Annotated in this window: 10 protein-coding genes; 4 read left to right on the top strand and 6 right to left on the bottom strand. The window is 73.9% G+C overall.

Features of this window, described 5'->3' with window-relative positions:
- A partial coding sequence (locus ALMP_RS17015) for an RNA polymerase sigma factor (RefSeq protein ID WP_264928846.1) occupies positions 1-942 on the bottom strand: 942 nt, incomplete at its 3' end.
- A 632-nt stretch (positions 943-1,574) separates the two neighbouring features.
- Between ALMP_RS17015 and chvE the strand changes: the two genes are divergently transcribed.
- The gene (gene chvE / locus ALMP_RS17010; protein WP_264928845.1) at positions 1,575-2,669 is read left to right on the top strand and encodes a multiple monosaccharide ABC transporter substrate-binding protein; all 1,095 of its coding nucleotides are present in this window, start codon (positions 1,575-1,577) and stop codon (positions 2,667-2,669) included.
- 191 nt (positions 2,670-2,860) lie between these two features.
- Positions 2,861-4,027, top strand: coding sequence for a serine hydrolase (locus ALMP_RS17005; protein ID WP_264928843.1), 1,167 nt, complete (start codon positions 2,861-2,863; stop codon positions 4,025-4,027).
- Here ALMP_RS17005 and ALMP_RS17000 read toward each other — a convergent pair.
- Positions 4,020-4,544 carry a hypothetical protein gene (locus tag ALMP_RS17000; RefSeq protein WP_264928841.1) on the bottom strand — a complete coding sequence of 175 codons (525 nt, stop codon included), beginning with the start codon at positions 4,542-4,544 and terminating at the stop codon, positions 4,020-4,022. The two genes, ALMP_RS17005 and ALMP_RS17000, sit on opposite strands and share 8 nt — an antisense overlap.
- 162 nt (positions 4,545-4,706) lie before the next feature.
- On the opposite strand from ALMP_RS17000, the gene ALMP_RS16995 reads away from it, so the two are divergent.
- A complete protein-coding gene (locus tag ALMP_RS16995; RefSeq protein WP_264928839.1) occupies positions 4,707-5,660 on the top strand; it encodes a hypothetical protein in 954 nt (317 codons plus the stop codon).
- 12 nt (positions 5,661-5,672) lie between these two features.
- Here ALMP_RS16995 and ALMP_RS16990 read toward each other — a convergent pair whose 3' ends face one another.
- Positions 5,673-11,492 carry a TIR domain-containing protein gene (locus tag ALMP_RS16990; protein ID WP_264928838.1) on the bottom strand — a complete coding sequence of 1,940 codons (5,820 nt, stop codon included), beginning with the start codon at positions 11,490-11,492 and terminating at the stop codon, positions 5,673-5,675.
- Between the two features lie 137 nt (positions 11,493-11,629).
- Between ALMP_RS16990 and ALMP_RS16985 the strand changes: the two genes are divergently transcribed.
- Positions 11,630-13,117 carry an SLC13 family permease gene (locus ALMP_RS16985; protein WP_264928837.1) on the top strand — a complete coding sequence of 496 codons (1,488 nt, stop codon included), beginning with the start codon at positions 11,630-11,632 and terminating at the stop codon, positions 13,115-13,117.
- Between the two features lie 49 nt (positions 13,118-13,166).
- Here the strand turns inward: ALMP_RS16985 and ALMP_RS16980 are convergent, their stop codons facing one another.
- From ALMP_RS16980 to ALMP_RS16970, 3 genes are read right to left on the bottom strand one after another with little or no spacing between them, the layout of a single operon-like run.
- Positions 13,167-14,033 carry an inositol monophosphatase family protein gene (locus tag ALMP_RS16980; protein WP_264928836.1) on the bottom strand — a complete coding sequence of 289 codons (867 nt, stop codon included), beginning with the start codon at positions 14,031-14,033 and terminating at the stop codon, positions 13,167-13,169.
- The gene (locus tag ALMP_RS16975) at positions 14,005-14,667 is read right to left on the bottom strand and encodes a hypothetical protein (protein ID WP_264928835.1); all 663 of its coding nucleotides are present in this window, start codon (positions 14,665-14,667) and stop codon (positions 14,005-14,007) included. Before ALMP_RS16975 ends, ALMP_RS16980 begins: the two co-directional genes overlap by 29 nt.
- Positions 14,668-14,692: 25 nt before the next feature.
- On the bottom strand, positions 14,693-15,661 hold the full coding sequence (locus ALMP_RS16970) for a hypothetical protein (protein ID WP_264928834.1): 969 nt from the start codon (positions 15,659-15,661) through the stop codon (positions 14,693-14,695).
- Positions 15,662-16,004 lie beyond the last annotated feature (343 nt).

The following is a 16,004-nucleotide window of genomic DNA, read 5'->3' as shown; positions in this document are numbered from 1 at the left end:
GCGGGGGGCCGGTGGCTCGTCCGGGGTCTGGACGACGACGTAGGCGCCGCCGGCGGCGAGGGTGGCGCCCGCGGTCACCGCGACGGCCGGCTTGGTCAACGCGGTGAGCACCTTCGCGGACCAGCCCGCGGAGACGGCGGCGACGGCGGTCTTGCCGCCCAGGGAGAGGGAGAGGGCGAAACCCACCGGCACCGGCACCAGCGCGATCCCGACCAGGAGCCGTTCGGCCGGTACCACGGACGTGCGGGTGTCGCCGCAGTAGGCGCAGCCCCGGATGTGCCGGGCCAGCCGCTTGCGCCAGACGGAGTCGGGGCGGCCGTTCCAGCGGGCGGTCAGTTCGCGCAGGTCCGGGCAGGCGCCGTCGAGGGCGCGCACGATGCCCCGGGAGACCTCCAGGCGCTCCTTCATCCGCTGGACGCGCACGGCGGCGTGCTGGCGGGTGATGCCGACGGCGGCGGCGAGTTCCCGGCGGGTGAGCTCGCCGGCGACCTCCAGCCACCACAGGGACAGCAGTTGGCGGTCCTCGTCGTCGAGCCAGCGCACGGCCTCGGCGACCTCACGCCGCTCGCCCTCCAACTGAAGGCGCAGGACGGTGAGTTCGGCGAAGTCGGCGGCCTCGTCGGGCGCCTCCCCCTCGTGCAGCCGCTGCGGGGTGCGGCGGCGCGCCCGGTCGCGGACCTGACGCATGGCGATCGCCACCAGCCAGGAGCGGAAGCTGTCGGGGTCGCGCAGCGAGCCGAGGTTGTCGACGGCGCGCAGCATGGTCTCCTGGACGACGTCGTCGACGTCGGCGTGGCCGTTCAGCGCGCGGCCGACGATGTTGTAGACCAACGGCAGCCAGCCCGCTACCAGTTCGTCCAGCGCCCGCCGGTCACCGGCCTGCGCGGCCGCGATCGTGGCGTGCCACTGCCGCCCGGCTCTGTCGTCCGCGTACGTCCTCATGCCCGCACCTTTTCAGCAGAGGCGGCTCCGTTGGCAATGTCGGGGATCACATCGGGGGGCGGGTCGAGGGTCAGATCGGGAGTCGCTTCGGGGCTCACGGGGCGGAGACGGACTCAGCGGGCGCGGGATAACACTTTCTCCAAGTTCTGCTCGAATGGAAGCGCTCTCCACACCTTTCTGCAACCGTTCCTGTTCGTACCGTTGACACTTCACACACCCGCTCTTAATCTCTCTCGCCAGCATTCCGCTTATGTGACGACATTTCGAACGACCGAGAGGCCAGTGCCCCGTGCATCACCGGAACCGCAGGCGAAGGGATCACGAGAGTCGGCGGGATCCGGACGCGGGGCCGCACCGAGGCGCCTGAGCACCGGCCGACACGGAGCCCCGGGCGATCCGCCCCGCCGTCGTCCTGCGAGATCCGCCGGCTGTTCACCTCTCCTCACGAGGTCGCCGAGCCGTTTCCCCCGGCGCTCCGCTCCACCTGACCTTCCGGCCTGTCCAGGGCACCCCGGGGCCCCACCCGTACGGCACCCGTCGGCCGCCGCCCGCCCGGCCCGCTCCACCGCTCTCTCCCCCCGACGTCCGACACGCCTCCCCCACCGACGAGACAAGAGCAAGGAACAATCGCCATGTTCAACCGAAGAGCCGCCCTCGCCACCATCGCCGGAGCCGCATCCCTCGCTCTCGCCCTGTCCGGCTGCGGTCAGACCGGCGCGAGTGGCTCCACGGGCGGTTCCAAGGGCGGCACCATCGGCATCGCCATGCCGACCCAGGCCTCCGAGCGCTGGCTCACCGACGGCAAGAGCGTCGTCGACGACCTTCAGGCCAGGGGGTACAAGACGAAGCTGGTGTACGGCGAGGACAACCCGAAGACGCAGGTCTCACAGATCGCGAACCTGATCGAGCAGGGCGTCGACGCGCTGATCATCGCGGCCATCGACAACAAGTCGCTGAACGGCGTGCTCAAGCAGGCCGCCGACGCGGACATTCCGGTGATCTCCTACGACCGGCTCATCCTGGGCACCGAGAACGTGGACTACTACGTCTCCTTCGACAACGAGATGGTCGGCCTGGTCCAGGGCGACTACATCATCGACAAGCTCGGCCTGGAGGACGGCAAGGGCCCGTTCAACATCGAGCTGTTCGCCGGCTCCCCCGACGACAACAACACCAAGTACTTCTTCGAGGGGGCGATGCAGCTCCTGGAGCCGTACCTGGACAACAAGCAGCTGGTGGTCCGGTCCCGCCAGACCGAGCTGAACGACGTCACCACCCTGCGCTGGGACGGTCCCACCGCGCAGAAGCGGATGAAGGCCATCCTCGACGAGTCCTACAAGGACGCCGAGGTCGACGCGGTCCTGTCGCCGTACGACGGCATATCCCTGGGCATCCTGTCCGCGCTGAAGAGCGACGGCTACGGCTCCGACGGCAAGCCCTACCCGGTCATCACCGGTCAGGACGCCGAGCTGCCCTCGATCAAGTCGATCATCGCCGGTCAGCAGTCGCAGACCGTCTACAAGGACGTCCGCAAGCTCGCCGAGGTCGCCGCGTCCATGGTGCACGACATCCTCAACGACAGGCGGCCGAGGGTGAACAACCGGACGGACTACGACAACGGCGTCAAGGACGTGCCCGCCTACCTGCTCCAGCCGACGAGCATCGACAAGACCAACTACGACGTCCTGGTCCAGGAGGACTACTACACCGCCGACGAGCTGGAGTAGCCGCGCGACCGTCCACCGGACGGAACCGGGGGAACCTAGGGAAGAACCCTGCCGAACAGACCTTCCCCATAAGGGACTTGTTCAGGGACGGACTCCGGGACGGCACCCTCCCCACCGACGATCCCGGCAGGGGCGGGCCGCCCCGAGGATGATCGCGAAGCCCACGCCGATCTCCTCAGGAGCAGTCCCGTATGCGCGCTCGCAGCCGTACCACCCTCCTCGCCGCCACCGCCCTCGCCCTGGCGCTCACCACCGGCGCCCTGGCGGCACCGGCCGTCGCCGCGACGGGGACCGCCGGCCGCCCGGCCGCCGCCCCGGCCACCACCGAAGGGCTGGACACGGGCGCCCTCGAAGCCGCGATCGGCGGCCTCCCGGACGCCGACGCGACCGCCGCCCTCGTCCGGGTCGGGGGCGCGCACGGCGTCTGGCGCGGCAGCGCGGGCGTCCGCGACCTGGAGAGCGGAGCGCCGGCCGACCCCCGCGCCCGCTTCCGGGCCGGTTCGACGACGAAGGTCGTGACGGCGGCGGCCGTCCTGCGGCTGGCGGCGGAGCGGCGCGTCGACCTCGGCACGCCGGTCCAGCGCTACCTGCCCGGACTCCTCGGCGACCGGTTCCGGCCGATCACCGTACGGCAGTTGCTCGACCACACCAGCGGCATCCCGGCGGGCGACGGGCTCGGGGACTCCTTCGAGGAGCTGTACGCCCACCGCTTCGAGTACCTCACCCCACGGCGGGTGGTGGCCTCCGCGGTGGCGAAGGGCCCGGAGTTCCGCCCGGGGACGAAGCAGCACTACCTGAACATCAACTACACCGTCCTCGGCCTGCTGATCGAGAAGGTGACGGGCCGCCCGTACGCCGCCGCGGCCACGGAGCTGGTCCTGCGCCCCGCGGGGATGCGCGACACGTACTTCCCCGGCACCGACCCGCGCATCCGCGGCCCCCACCACCACGGCTACCAGGCGGTGGAGAAGGCCGACGGGACGACGGAGCTGGTCGACGTCACCGACTGGATCCCGGCCGACGAGGCGGCGGGCGGCATGATCTCGACGACGGCCGACCTGGAGCGGCTGCTGACGCGGCTGTTCCGCGGCGGCCTGGTGCCCGCGCCGCAGCTGGAGGAGATGTTCACCGTGCCGCGCGGCATCGCCGGGGCCTCCTACACCGCGGGCCTCCAGCGTTACGTGCACGAAGGCGAGGTCTACTGGCTCAAGACGGGCGCCCGGTACGGCTACAGCACGATGATCGCCGGCACCCGTGACCTGAGCCGTACGCTCGTGTACTCCGTCAACACGACCGACGCGAAGGGCGAGGGCACTAACCCGGTGGTCCAGCGGATCGCGTCGGCCGCCCTCAGGTAGCCGCCACCGCCCGGGTGTCCGGGGTGCTCAGCGCCTCCAGCCGCTTGATCTTCCGGCGGACGACGTACAGCGGGATCACCCCGAACACCCCGAACGAGATGTCGATCACGCTCCACCACAAGGGGATGTCCCGGATCGGCCCGCAGATCAGCGCCAGGGGGACGACGCCGGCGCAGGCGATCATGCCGAACTCGACGACCCAGACGTTGCGGACGGGGTCGCGGTAGGGGCCGTAGAAGGCGACCGCGATGACGAGGTGGGCGAAGGCGAGCCAGTCGGTGCCGTAGAGGAGGAAGGGGTATTCGGCGTCGGCCGTGTCGAGGCCCTGCCGGACGCGTGCGATCCAGTCCGCAAGGGCGGGCAGGTGGTCGGGCACGGACAGGTCCCGCAGCAGCTCCTCGGTCCAGCGCAGTTCGTGGACGAGAGGGAAGGCCGTGGCGCCGCTGAGCACCAGGCAGACGACGAAGAAGACAAGCCAGACGCGAATGCCCTTCAGGAGGGCGGCTCTGTCGCTCATGAGGGAAGCGTACGCCTGCTTTTGAACATGTTCAAAACAATCTTCCGACCGGCCATGGACTTTGCGCCATACCCCATGGGGGTATAAGGTCGACGTCATACCCCCACCCGGTATCCGCGACCATGTGGGTCGAAGAGCCAAGAGCAGGGACGGGAGCCTGTCATGACCCCCTGGAAGAAGATCGTCGCGTTCTCCGCGGCGCTCGCCGCGACCTTCGGCACCGCCTACGGCGTCGGCGCGGCCGTCGGTCCCTCCTCCTCGGCGAAGCCCGCCGCCGCCCACGGCGACAGCCACGCCCCAGCGCCCGCCGAGAAGCCGGCGTCCGGGAAGTCCCCCGGCGACGACCTCATACCGGCCGGGCTCCAGGTCGCCCAGGACGGCTACCGCCTCGACCTGACGACCACCACCGTCCCGGCCGGATGGAAGAGCACCCTGCGGTTCGTCGTCCGGGACGCCGAAGGCGACCCGGTGACGCGGTACGAGACCGCGCACGGCAAGCAGCTCCACCTGATCGTCGCCTCGCGCGAGCTGACCACCTACCGCCATCTGCACCCCACCCGGGCCGCCGACGGCACCTGGAGCACCCCGCTCGACCTCCCCGCCGCCGGCGGCTACCGCGTCTTCGCGGACTTCGTCCCGGCCGGCGCGGCGGAGGGCCTCACCCTCGGCTCCGACCTGACGGTCACCGGGCCGTACCGGGCGAGCGAGCCGCCCGCGCCCTCGACCACCACGACCGTGGACGGCTACACCGTCACCCTCGGCGGCACACTCCAGGCCGGCGGCGAGAGCGACCTGACGTTCACCGTGCGCCGCGCCGGCCGGCCGGTCACCGAGCTCCAGCCCTACCTCGGCGCCTACGGCCACCTCGTCGCCCTGCGCTCCGGCGACCTCGCCTACCTGCACGTGCACCCGCACGAGGAGGCCGAGGGCGAGGCGACGTCCGGCCCCGAGGTGTCCTTCGCCGCGACCGCGCCCAGCGTCGGCACCTACCGCCTGTTCCTGGACTTCAAGGTCGACGGGACGGTCCGGACGGCGGCCTTCACCGTGCGGGCGGGCGTCGGCACACCGGCCCCGCCCTCCCCGGCTCCCGCCGAGGAGACCCCGCACGGCCACTGACCGCCCGCCCCGTCACTCCAGCGGATCCTCCGGCTCCAGCCGGCGCACGCCCGGCACATGCCCGTCCAGCTCCCCCGGCTCGAACCGGCACATCCCCACCACGTGCCAGAACTCGCCGGTGACGTCACCCTCGAACTTGTAGCCGCCGGACGGCGCCAGGGCCGCCCAGCCGCCCGGCAGCCCGACCAGGGTGGCGCGCAGCGCGGCCGGCCCGTCCTCGGGCACCTGCCACAGCCGGACCGTGCCGTCCTCGCCGCCGCTCGCCAGCAGGGAGCCGTCGGGGCTGAAGGCGACCGCGAGGACCCGGCCGGTGTGACCGGTCAGCACCTCGGTCGCCGCGCCGGTGCGCGGGTCCCACAGCCGGACCGTGCGGTCGTCGCCGGCGGTCGCCAGCAGGGGCCGTACCGGGTGTGCGGCGGCCGTCCACACCTTGCCGACGTGGCCGGTCAGCCGGTGCGTCGGCTCACCGTCCTCCCAGATCACCGCGTGCCCGTCCCAGGAGGCGCTGGCCAGCCACGAGCCGTCGGGCGCGAAGGCCACCGCGTAGACGCGGTCGGTGTGCCGGTCGAGGACGGCGGTGATCCGGCGGCCGTCCCGGTCCCACAGCCGCACCTTGCCGTCGTCGCAGCCGGTGGCCAGGACCTTCCCGTCGGGCCGGAAGGCGATCGAGCGGACCCGGCCGTAGTGCTCGGTGATGGTGACGACATGGGCGCCGGTCGCCCGGTACCACAGCCGCACGGTGTCGTCGTCGTTGGCGGTGGCCAGCAGCCGTCCGTCGGGGCTGAACGCCTCCGCCCAGACATGGTCGGTCTCGACGTCCATCTCCCGCTGGTACTCGCCGGTGTCGGCGTTCCACAGGTACATGTCGCCGTCGCTGCCGGCGGTGGCGAGCAGGCTGTCGCCGGGGCTGAACACCGCGGAGACCAGCCGGTCGCTCTGTCCGGCCAGCTCCCGCAGCCGCCGCCCCGTGCCCGCGTGCCACAGCCGGACGACGCCGTCGTTGCCGCCGGCCGCGAGCATCGCGCCGTCCGTGCTGAAGGACAGCGTGCCGATCCGCCGCCCGTGCCCGCGCAGGATCTGCCGCCCCTGTCCGGCACCCGGCTCCCAGAGGCGTACGACGCCGTCGTTGCCGCCCGTCACCAGCAGCGGGCCGGACTCCGGGGCGGGCGTGTCGCCGTGCGGGCGGAACTTGCACACCCACACCGAGCCGCGGTGCTCCGAGGGCTGCCGGCCGAGCGGGACGGCCACCGGGTCGGCGTCCGGCGTGACGCGCCAGAGCCGGACGACGCCCTGGCTGTCCCCGGCGGCGAGCAGCGTCCCGTCGGGGTCGAACAGCACCTGGTAGACCGCGCCCCGGCAGCCGCCGAGCAGCCCGGCGCCGACCCCGGAGGCCAGGTCCCACAGCCGCACCTCGCCCTCGGTGTCGCCGCTCACCAGGAGCCGGCCGCCGGGATGGAAGTCCAGGGTGTAGACCCGGCCCGCGTGTCCGACGAAGGTGTGCAGCAGCCGCCGACCGGCCACGTCCCACACCCGGACCGTGCCGGCCCGCCCGGCGCCCATCTCACCGGTGGCCAGCAGGGTGCCGTCCGGGCTGAACCGGGCCCGGAAGACCGCGCCCCGGTGCCCGGGCAGCTCCCCGAGCAGCCGTCCGTCGGTGAGGTCCCACAGCCGTACGGCGGCGGAGGCGTCCCCGGTGACCAGGGTGGCGTCGTCCGGTGCGAAGGCGACCGTGTAGACGGGCGCGCGGTGGCCGCGCAGCCGGTGCAGCGCGGTGCCGGTGGCGGTGTCCCACAGGGTGACCACGCCGTCCGCGTCGCCGGTGGCGAGCAGCGAGCCGTCGGCGTCCAGGACGACCGGCCAGACGCCGTCCTGGTGGATCCGCAGACGGTGCCGGCACGCCCCGGAGACCGGGTCCCACAGCCGTACGGTGCCGTCGGCGCTGCCGGTGGCCAGCACCCGTTCGCGGAACTTCACGGCGTAGACGCGGCCGGTGTGGCCCTGGAGGGTGCGCAGGGCGGTGCCGGTGGTGGCGTCGCACACCAGGACCCCGCCGTCCTCGCTGCCCACGGCGAGGAGTTCGCCGTCGGGGCTGTAGGAGATGGGTTCGGGCAGCCGGCTGGTGCGCATGTCGAAGCCGTACGGCACGCCGACCGCGGAGGGCCGGAAGCCGGCGTCGACGGCCATGCCGGGTGCGATGGCCGCCGAGGCCAGCTCGGGGGTGCCGGCCAGGCCGGGTCCGGTGGTCGCCGAGACCAGCGCGGCCCGCCGCCATCTGCCGCCCTCGACGCGTGCGCCGGTCAGGTCGGTGCGGATCAGCCGGGCCCGCCGCAGATCGGCGCCGCGCAGGTCGGCGCCGGTGAGGTCGGCGCCGTCCAGCCGGGCGCCGGCCAGCCGGGCGTCGCGCAGCACGGCCCCGGAGAGGTTCGCGCCGACCAGCCGGGCGTCGGTGAGGTCGGCGCCGGTGAGGTCGACGCCGGAGAAGTCGCGGTACGACAGGTCCTCCCCGGCGAGCGCGGCGCCGCGCAGATCGGTGTGGGCGGGCACCCGCAGCCGGGAGAGGATCTTCACGGCGTTGGCGCGGGCCGTCTCCTCGCCCCCTCCGGCGCCGCCCAGCGTGCGCTCGGCCCACTCCTGGCAGGCGCGGTGGTCCGCGAGATCGCACAGGAACTCCACGGCGAGCCTGCTGAGCTGGCGCCGGCCGAGCAGGGCGGTGTCTTGGGCGGCCAGTCGCAGGGCGCACTCCCGGGCGACGAGCCACTCCACCACCGAGCCGTGGATGAACCGGAACACGCCGTCGTCGCTGCGCACCAGCAGGCTGCCGGAGCCGACGGCGTGCGCGGCCTGCGGCACCGTCAGACGGCTGTCGGCGAGCCCGGTCAGGGTCTCCGCGACGTCGGTCAGCTCGTCGAGGCGCAGCGCGTCCTGGCCGCTCTCCCACAGCCGCAGGGCGAGCGCGGTGACCGCGTGCCAGAGCTGCTCCAGGCTGAGCCCGGGGGCGCCGCCGGGGCCGCCGCCGGCGCGCTGTTCCTCGAAGGTCAGCCAGGCGGTGAGGACCTCCTGGTAGAGGCCGGCGGGGCTGAGGGCGCGGCCGGCGCCGGCGACCGCGCGCAGCTGGTCGTCGCCGAGGTCCGCGACGAAGCCCAGCAGGCGGGGGTTGCGGCACAGGGCGAGCAGGTCGGGGATGGCGTCCAGCAGCCGCAGCCGGCGGTCGGCGGCGCGCTCGTCGCCGGCGTAGCGGTTGACCAGGTAGGCGCGGATCTGCTGCGGGGTGAACTCCTGCACGGCCAGCACCCGTCGGTGCGGGAGCAGGCCGACGCGTTCACCGAGGGCGGTCAGCACCTGCCCCTGGGAGCGGAAGTGCTGGGTGCGGCTGCTGACGACGATCTTGGCGTTGTCGACGGCGGAGTCCAGCAGCACCTGGAGGCGTTCGGCGGCCCGGTCGTAGGTGACCTGGTTGACGAGTTCGTCGAAGCCGTCGAAGAGCAGCACGATCCGGCCCTGTTGGAGCATGTAGCGGAAGGCGCGCAGGTCGATGGTGTCGACGCCGTGGGCGGCGAGGTGGGCGGCGACCAGCCCGTCGAAGGTGTAGGCCCGGTCCAGGGCGTTCAGCTCCACCAGCAGCGGCACCAGGTGCGGCAGTTCGGCGGGGATGCGGCGGGCCAGCTCGCGCAGCGCGAAGGTCTTGCCGTGCCCGAAGTCGCCGAGGAGCAGCAGGAAGCGGCCCTGGTCGGAGCCGAGGAGGCGGAGCATGTCGTCGACCAGGCCGTCGCGGTCCTCGCCGCCGAGGCGCTCCACCTCCCGGTACCGCTGGGGCAGGTACATGCCCGGGGGGTAGCGGGGGTCGGTGCGCAGCCGTTCGCTCTGGGCGGCGACGTAGCCGCGCAGGTCGAGCAGGCCCTGGAACTCGGTGAAGCTGCGCACCCGTACGCCTCTGCGGCGGGCCTGGTCGCGCAGGGCGCGCGGGGGCGGCGGGCCGTCGTGGACGAGGTCGGCCTCGCTCTCGGAGTCGGCGGCGTGGACGAGGGCGACGACCCGGTCGACGTCCTCGTCGGTCGGGGTGCCGATGTGCACGACCACCCGCTGCTGGCGGACGAAGCCCGACTCGTTCCAGGTGACCAGCAGTTGCGGCACCTGACCGGCCACCGTCCGGATCTGGGCGCCCTCGTGCCGGGTGCGGCACACCTCGGCGACCCGGGCGAGGAGCACCTCGGCCGGGGACCGCATGGCGCGCGGCTCCGGCTCGGGCGGGACGGCGGCGTCGGGGTCGGGCTCGGGGTCGCCGGTGGTGGCGGACCGGTCGGGGCCGGGGTCGAAGACGCGGTGGGCGCGCCGCCACTCGGCGCGGCGCCGCTCCGGTTCGCCGGGCCCCTGCCAGGCGGTGAGGCCGTCCTCGCCGACGCGCAGCAGCCGGTGCCGGCCGGGTCCGGCGGCGCCGAGCAGCGGCAGTTCGCCGCCCGCGGTGGGCAGGACGGGGTGGGTGCCGGGGCCGGCCGGGCCGTGCAGCAGCAGATGCAGGCGGGGCGCGGTGAGCCGGGTCAGCACCTCGGTGTCGCGCAGCGGTCCGGCGCCGTCCTGGCCGCCGCCGCGCAGCACGCCGGCCCGTCCGGTCCCGGGCGGGTGGCGCAGCGCCCCGATCCGCAGCCACCCCTCCTCCTCGTACGGCCGCAGTGCCTGGGCGAACCAGGCGGCCTGCTCGGGGCCGACCATGCCGTACTGGTCGTCGAGGCGGTGGCTGTAGGCCATGGAGGAGTTCAGTCCGGCCACGACCGTGTGGAGTTCGGGCACGGGGAAGAGGGTCCACGGCTGGTCGCTGTCGAAGACGGCGTCCAGGCCCTGGTAGAGCTCCTGGAACAGCCGGGCGAAGTGCCGCCACTTGGGCCAGTACGGCGGCCGGGGCGGCATCTCGTCGGCCTCGCAGGTGCTGAAGTAGGCCCGGCAGGCGGCCTGGTTGACGTCCCGGCCGCCGGGGACGAGGGCGACGCGGTGCGGTTCGAGGTTGAGCAGCGCGCGCAGTCCGGTGAGGAAGGCCAGCGCCTGGTCGAACTCGCGGGGGCTGCCGGAGGCGGTCAGGTCGCCGGTGACCACCAGCAGGTCGGGGGCGGGGGCGCCGGCGTCGGTCAGTTCGACGAGGTCGCCCCAGATCGCGGCTTGTAACTCGGCCGGGTCCTGGCCCCGTCCGAAGGCGGGCCCGGCCAGTTGGAGCACGGTGACCGCCTCGCGCCCCCGCGTGCCTCCGGACACCCGTGGATACGCCGGTGGGGCGGCCGGCCGGCGCCGCCCGGCCCATCCCGGCCGTCCCAGCGGCCGGCCGGGCGGTGGTGCGGCCGGTACCGGCGGCGCGGGCGGCGCGGGGCGGCCGTTGCCCGGGTAGTCGGGCCGCAGGGTGGGCCGGGCGCGGCCGTCGAGGGCCTGGCGGACCCGGGCCAGCAGCAGGTCGCGGGCGTCACCCGGCTCGGTGACCGGGACCAGGTCGACGTAGGTGATGGTGGCGAGGAGCCCCTCCACCGGGATGTCCTCGACCCGGACGGTGATCAGCCGGCGCTCCGGCGCGTCCGGGTCGGCGCGCAGCGCGGCCTGCCATTCCATGCGGCCGTAGCGGGACCGTTCGTAGTTGCGCGAGAGGACGGCGATGACGGCCGCGGACTCGCTCACCCCCCGGTCCATGAAGTCCACGAAGTTCGTGCCCGGCACGAAGTCCCAGGCCTGGAGGACCGTGCGGTACCCGGCCTCCTCCAGGGTCCAGGCGATCCATGCCGCCCAGCGTTCGTCCGCGGGTGAATAGCTGACGAAGAAGTCCAACGGCCCGGCGTCACCGCTCATCTGCGCCCCCATGTATTCATGATGCAATGAGCGAGCGTCGATATGCACCGGTTCCGCGACCGCGACCGTGGCGGGGAAGCACCGGCACCGAGCCCGTCGGCGGGCAGGGCCCGGTCACAACGGGGCACAGATGTGCGATCCTTCCCCTCGTGGGTGGGTTGCGGCGGCTGCATGTCCTGGACCGGGTGGCGATCGGTCTTCTCCTGACCGGACTGGTGTGCGTGGCCTGCGGATTGCTGCCCACCGGTTCGGCGGCCGACGCGATGACCCGGATCGCGCCGCTGCTGGCGTTCCTCGGCACGGTGATCGTGCTGGCCGAACTGACCAGCAGGGCCGAGGTGTTCGACGTGGTCGCGGCCCGGGTGGCCCGGGCCGGCCGGGGCAGTTACCCGCTGCTGTTCCTGCTGTGCGTGGCCTTCGCCTCGGTCACCACGATCGCCCTCAACCTCGACACCACGGCGGTGCTCCTGACGCCGGTGATGCTGGCGCTGGCCTCCCGGGTGGGCATCGCGGCGGTTCCCCTCGCCATGACGACGGTCTGGCTCGCCAACACCGCGAGCCTGCTGCTGCCGGTGTCCAATCTGACGAACCTGCTGGCGGCGGACCGGGTGGCGCTGTCCCCGCTGGGTCTGGCGGGCCGTATGTGGGCACCGCAGCTGGCGGCGATCGGGGTGACGATGGCGTGCCTGTGGGTCTTCTACTGGCGCCGGGGCCGACGCGGTGCCGCGCCGCCCACGACACCCACCGAGGAGGCGCCCGGCGCCTCGTCGACGGCGCCCGCCGGGAAGTCGCCCGACATCTCGTCGACGGCGCCCACCGGGGATTCGCCCGACGCCTCGTCGACGGCGCCCACCGGGGATTCGCCCGACGCCTCGTCGACGGCGCCCACCGGGAATTCGCCCGACGCCTCGTCGACAGTGCCCGCCGGCGCCTCTTCGACGGCGCCCGCCGGGAAGTCGTCCGGTGTCCGCGCGGGCGGTCCGGGGGCGGCCCGTGCCGAGGACCTGAGCCCGGCCGGCGCCGCCGGTTACGTCCCGCCCGCCCCGCACCGCCCGGCCGACCCGGTGCTGTTCCGCGCCTGCGCCCTGGCCTGCGCCGGGTTCCTGCTGGCGATCCTCGTCGCGGACGTGGAGCTGTGGATCGCGTCCGCGACGGCCGCGGCCGTCGCCGTGGCCGCCTTCGCGGCGCGCGACCGCTCGGCGCTGCGGCCGTCCCTGGTGCCCTGGCGGCTGCTGGTGATGGTCCCCGGCATGTTCCTGGTCGTGGAGACGGTCAACGCCAACGGTCTGCACGACCTGCTGGCCGCCGCGGTCGGCCACGACGGCGGCACCGGCGGCCTGTTCCGCGCGGCGGCCGTGGGCGCCGGCCTGTCGAACGTCCTGAACAACCTCCCGGTCTACCTCGCCGGTGAGGCGGCCGTCCCGGTGGGCAACCACGACCAGCTCCTGGCCCTCCTGGTGGGCGCCAACGTCGGCCCGGTCATCACCCCGTGGGCCTCCCTGGCCACCCTCCTGTGGTACGAGCGCTGCCACGCCCACGGCGTGCGCGTGCCGCTGCCCCGCCTGCTGTTCACGGGCGCGGTGCTGGCCGTGACGGCGGTGACGGCGTCGGTGGCCGCGCTGGCCCTGACGGGGTGACGGGCGCCTCGACGGCACCCCTCCCGCCATACGGACGACGGCACGCGCACTAGCGCTCGACGCTCGCCACCAGGTCCAGCAGGTACGGCAGGATCTCGGGGCGGCCCGCGACGAAGGAACGGTCGGTGTCGGGCGCGGTGAAGTCGGGGGTGAAGTCACTGCCGTCCAGATGGCACAGGGTCACGCCGGCCTCGCGGGCGATCAGGGCTCCGGCCGGCAGGTCGATCGCCTCCGCGCGGTAGCCGACGAACCCGTCGATGTCCCCGCGCGCCAGCATCGCCCACGCCATCAGCGGCGCCCACAGCTGGAGCAGTCGCCGGGAGCCGGCCTCCAGGGCGTGCCGCAGCCCGCGGGCGGCGGGGTCGTCGCGGCGCACCGCGTGCCCCTGGGTCCACGCCAGCAGCGGCCCCGCCGGGGACGGCGGGCGGGCGCCGACGGTGACGGCGAGCCGCCCGCCCGGCCCGTGCGCCCCGCACCCGTGCCGCGCCGACCAGGTCCGCCCGGTCACCGGATCGTGCACCACGCCGACCACGGGCCGCCCGTCCACGCACAGGGCGACGCCCACGACGTAGACGGGCAGCCCGATCACCACGTTGTTGCTGCCGTCGAGGGGGTCCACCAGCCAGGTGCGGCCGCCGCCGTCGCCCGCCCCCGCCTCCCCGGCCTCCTCGGCGAGGATCCGGTCGTGCGGGAAACGCGCTCTGATCCGGTCCACGACGACCCGCTCGGCCAGCAGGTCCAGGTCGGTGACGACATCGCCCAGGCGCCCCTTGGGCCGGGCGGCGAACCCGTCGGGGAAGCGCGAGCGCAGCAGCGCCCCGGCCTCCTCGGCGGCGGCGACGGCCGTACCGCGTTCGGCCGTGAAGGGGGAGGGAGGGGGCGAGGCGTCAGAGGGGGAGTTCGGGGTCGGGCTCATGCATCCTCCTGAGGGCGGCCCGAGCGATCCGGGCGGTCTGGGCCGCGTCGCACGTCCTGCGGACCACCCGGCGGCCCGGGGCCCGCAGGGGGCCCAGGGAGAGATCCGCCCGGCCGGGCAGCGTCCGCCCCAGCACCAGGGTGGCGGCAGGCCTGCCGTCCGGCACCACGGTGGCGTGGAACTCCCCGGCCGGCAGGGCGTAGGTCTGGCCGCGCGCACTGGTCTGCTCGGCGCCGGGCAGACAGCGCACCAGCCGCCGGGTGGGCCGTAGTTCGTCCACGCCCGAGGGGTCGCTGTGCACCTCGAACACCCGGTGCGTGGGCGTCTCGGGATCCTCGCGGACGCGCATCCGCCGGTTGCCGAGCCGCCCGTACAGCACGGTGCTGGTCAAGTCCCAGCTGTGCGAGTGCACCTGATGGTCGGTCAGTACCGGGTCGGCCGGCCCGAAGAGGTGCACACAGACGCCCTCGGCGCCGTCCCGCAGGACGGGCAGGCAGACGAAACCCAGGGGATGGCGCACCGCGCGCAGCGCCCGGCGGCCGGTGACGACCTGTTCCAACTCCGACGCGGCCTGCCGCATCACCTCGCCGGCGGCGCCCCGCCGGGCGGCCCGTTCCAGGGCCGGGTAGTCCATCGCTTCCCCCTCGCCCGAACGCGCGCTACCCGCGGTAGGGGTCCTCCGCGTGCAGCGCCCTGTCGATGATGTCGCCGACGTCACCGTCGGTGAAGCTCGTCGGCAGTGGTACGCCGAGCCGGTCGAGGAGGCGTCTGACCTCGTCGACGGTCGGCTCGTCGCTCAGCGGCACGGCCTCCCGCAGATCGAGCTTGAGCGCCTGCTCACGGCTCTGGTGCAGCTCGGTGACGTAGTAGTCGTACAGCGGCCGTTCCCGCTCCACGCACAGGCTCACCCGGCGCGGATCGTCCTGGGTGATGATCAGGCAACTGTCGGAGAGGTCGAAGCGCAGGGTGGGGGCCACCGAGGAGAGGTGCACGTCGATCTCCAGGGTGTCCAGCCGCTGCCGGTGCCAGGCGGCGGCGACCACGGTCGCGTACGACTCCTTGCGAGTGCGCTCGGTCGTCCACTCCGTGAACGCCCCGCCCTCCTGCCGGTGTCCGAAGGTGCGCCGGAAGCGCGCGTACGCGGCGCACACCTGGTCGTCGGCCGGGTTCACGATGTCGATCTTCATGCTGAGGGAGCGGCGCTGCCGCTGCGCCTCCAGCACGCACTGCGGCAGGGTCACGGCCCGCAGATACGTGCCCGTGCCGCCCTTGAACACCCAGCGGGCGGTGGTGCGCCGGGCCTGTTCGTGGGCCAGGCCCACCTCCGGGCCGGCCAGCGTGCGCACCATCGCCAGTTCCTCGATGGCGCGGCCGGTGGACGCGGTCGCGGCCCGGATGTCCGCCATCCGCCGCCGGCGTTCGGTCAGCGATCCGAACACCAGCGCGGCGAGCACCAGCAGGATCGTGCCGGTGACGATGTTGTCCTCGAACTCCTTGTCGAGGATGTCCATCAGTCCGACGACCAGGGCGAGTCCGATGGCGACGACACCGTCCGCGTTCCTGACCGCCCACGCGATGGAGTCCTCCAGCCGACGCCCGGACGGCCGCTGCGGTGCACTGCTCGACACGTCACCCTCCCCCGACGGTGACTTTCCATGGTAGAAGCAACGGCCCGCCCCGGCTACGGCGCGTGAATCGGCCTCAACGGCGCGTATCCGACCCCCCAGGGGGCGGGCGGCGGCTCGCTCGGCACCGGTGTCGCCACCCGGGTGGCCACGGGGTGGGGGGTGTCGGTGGGGGCGGCGATGGTCGCGGGGGCGGGAACCCGGGTGCTCACTCCGCCTCCGGCTCCGGGGTGACCGGCGCCGACGAGGCCGACGGAACGGGCCCGGCCGTGTGGCCGGCCACGGACGGCGGCGCGAGCGGCACCGTCGGCGTCCCGGCCGGCCCGGGCGCGGTCGGGCGCGGGGC

Source organism: Streptomyces sp. A012304 (assembly GCF_026008495.1).
In the GTDB taxonomy this organism is placed as follows: Bacteria; Actinomycetota; Actinomycetes; order Streptomycetales; family Streptomycetaceae; genus Streptomyces.
Note: the sequence above shows the minus strand (reverse complement) of the source record. Positions and strands in the feature narration are given on the sequence as shown.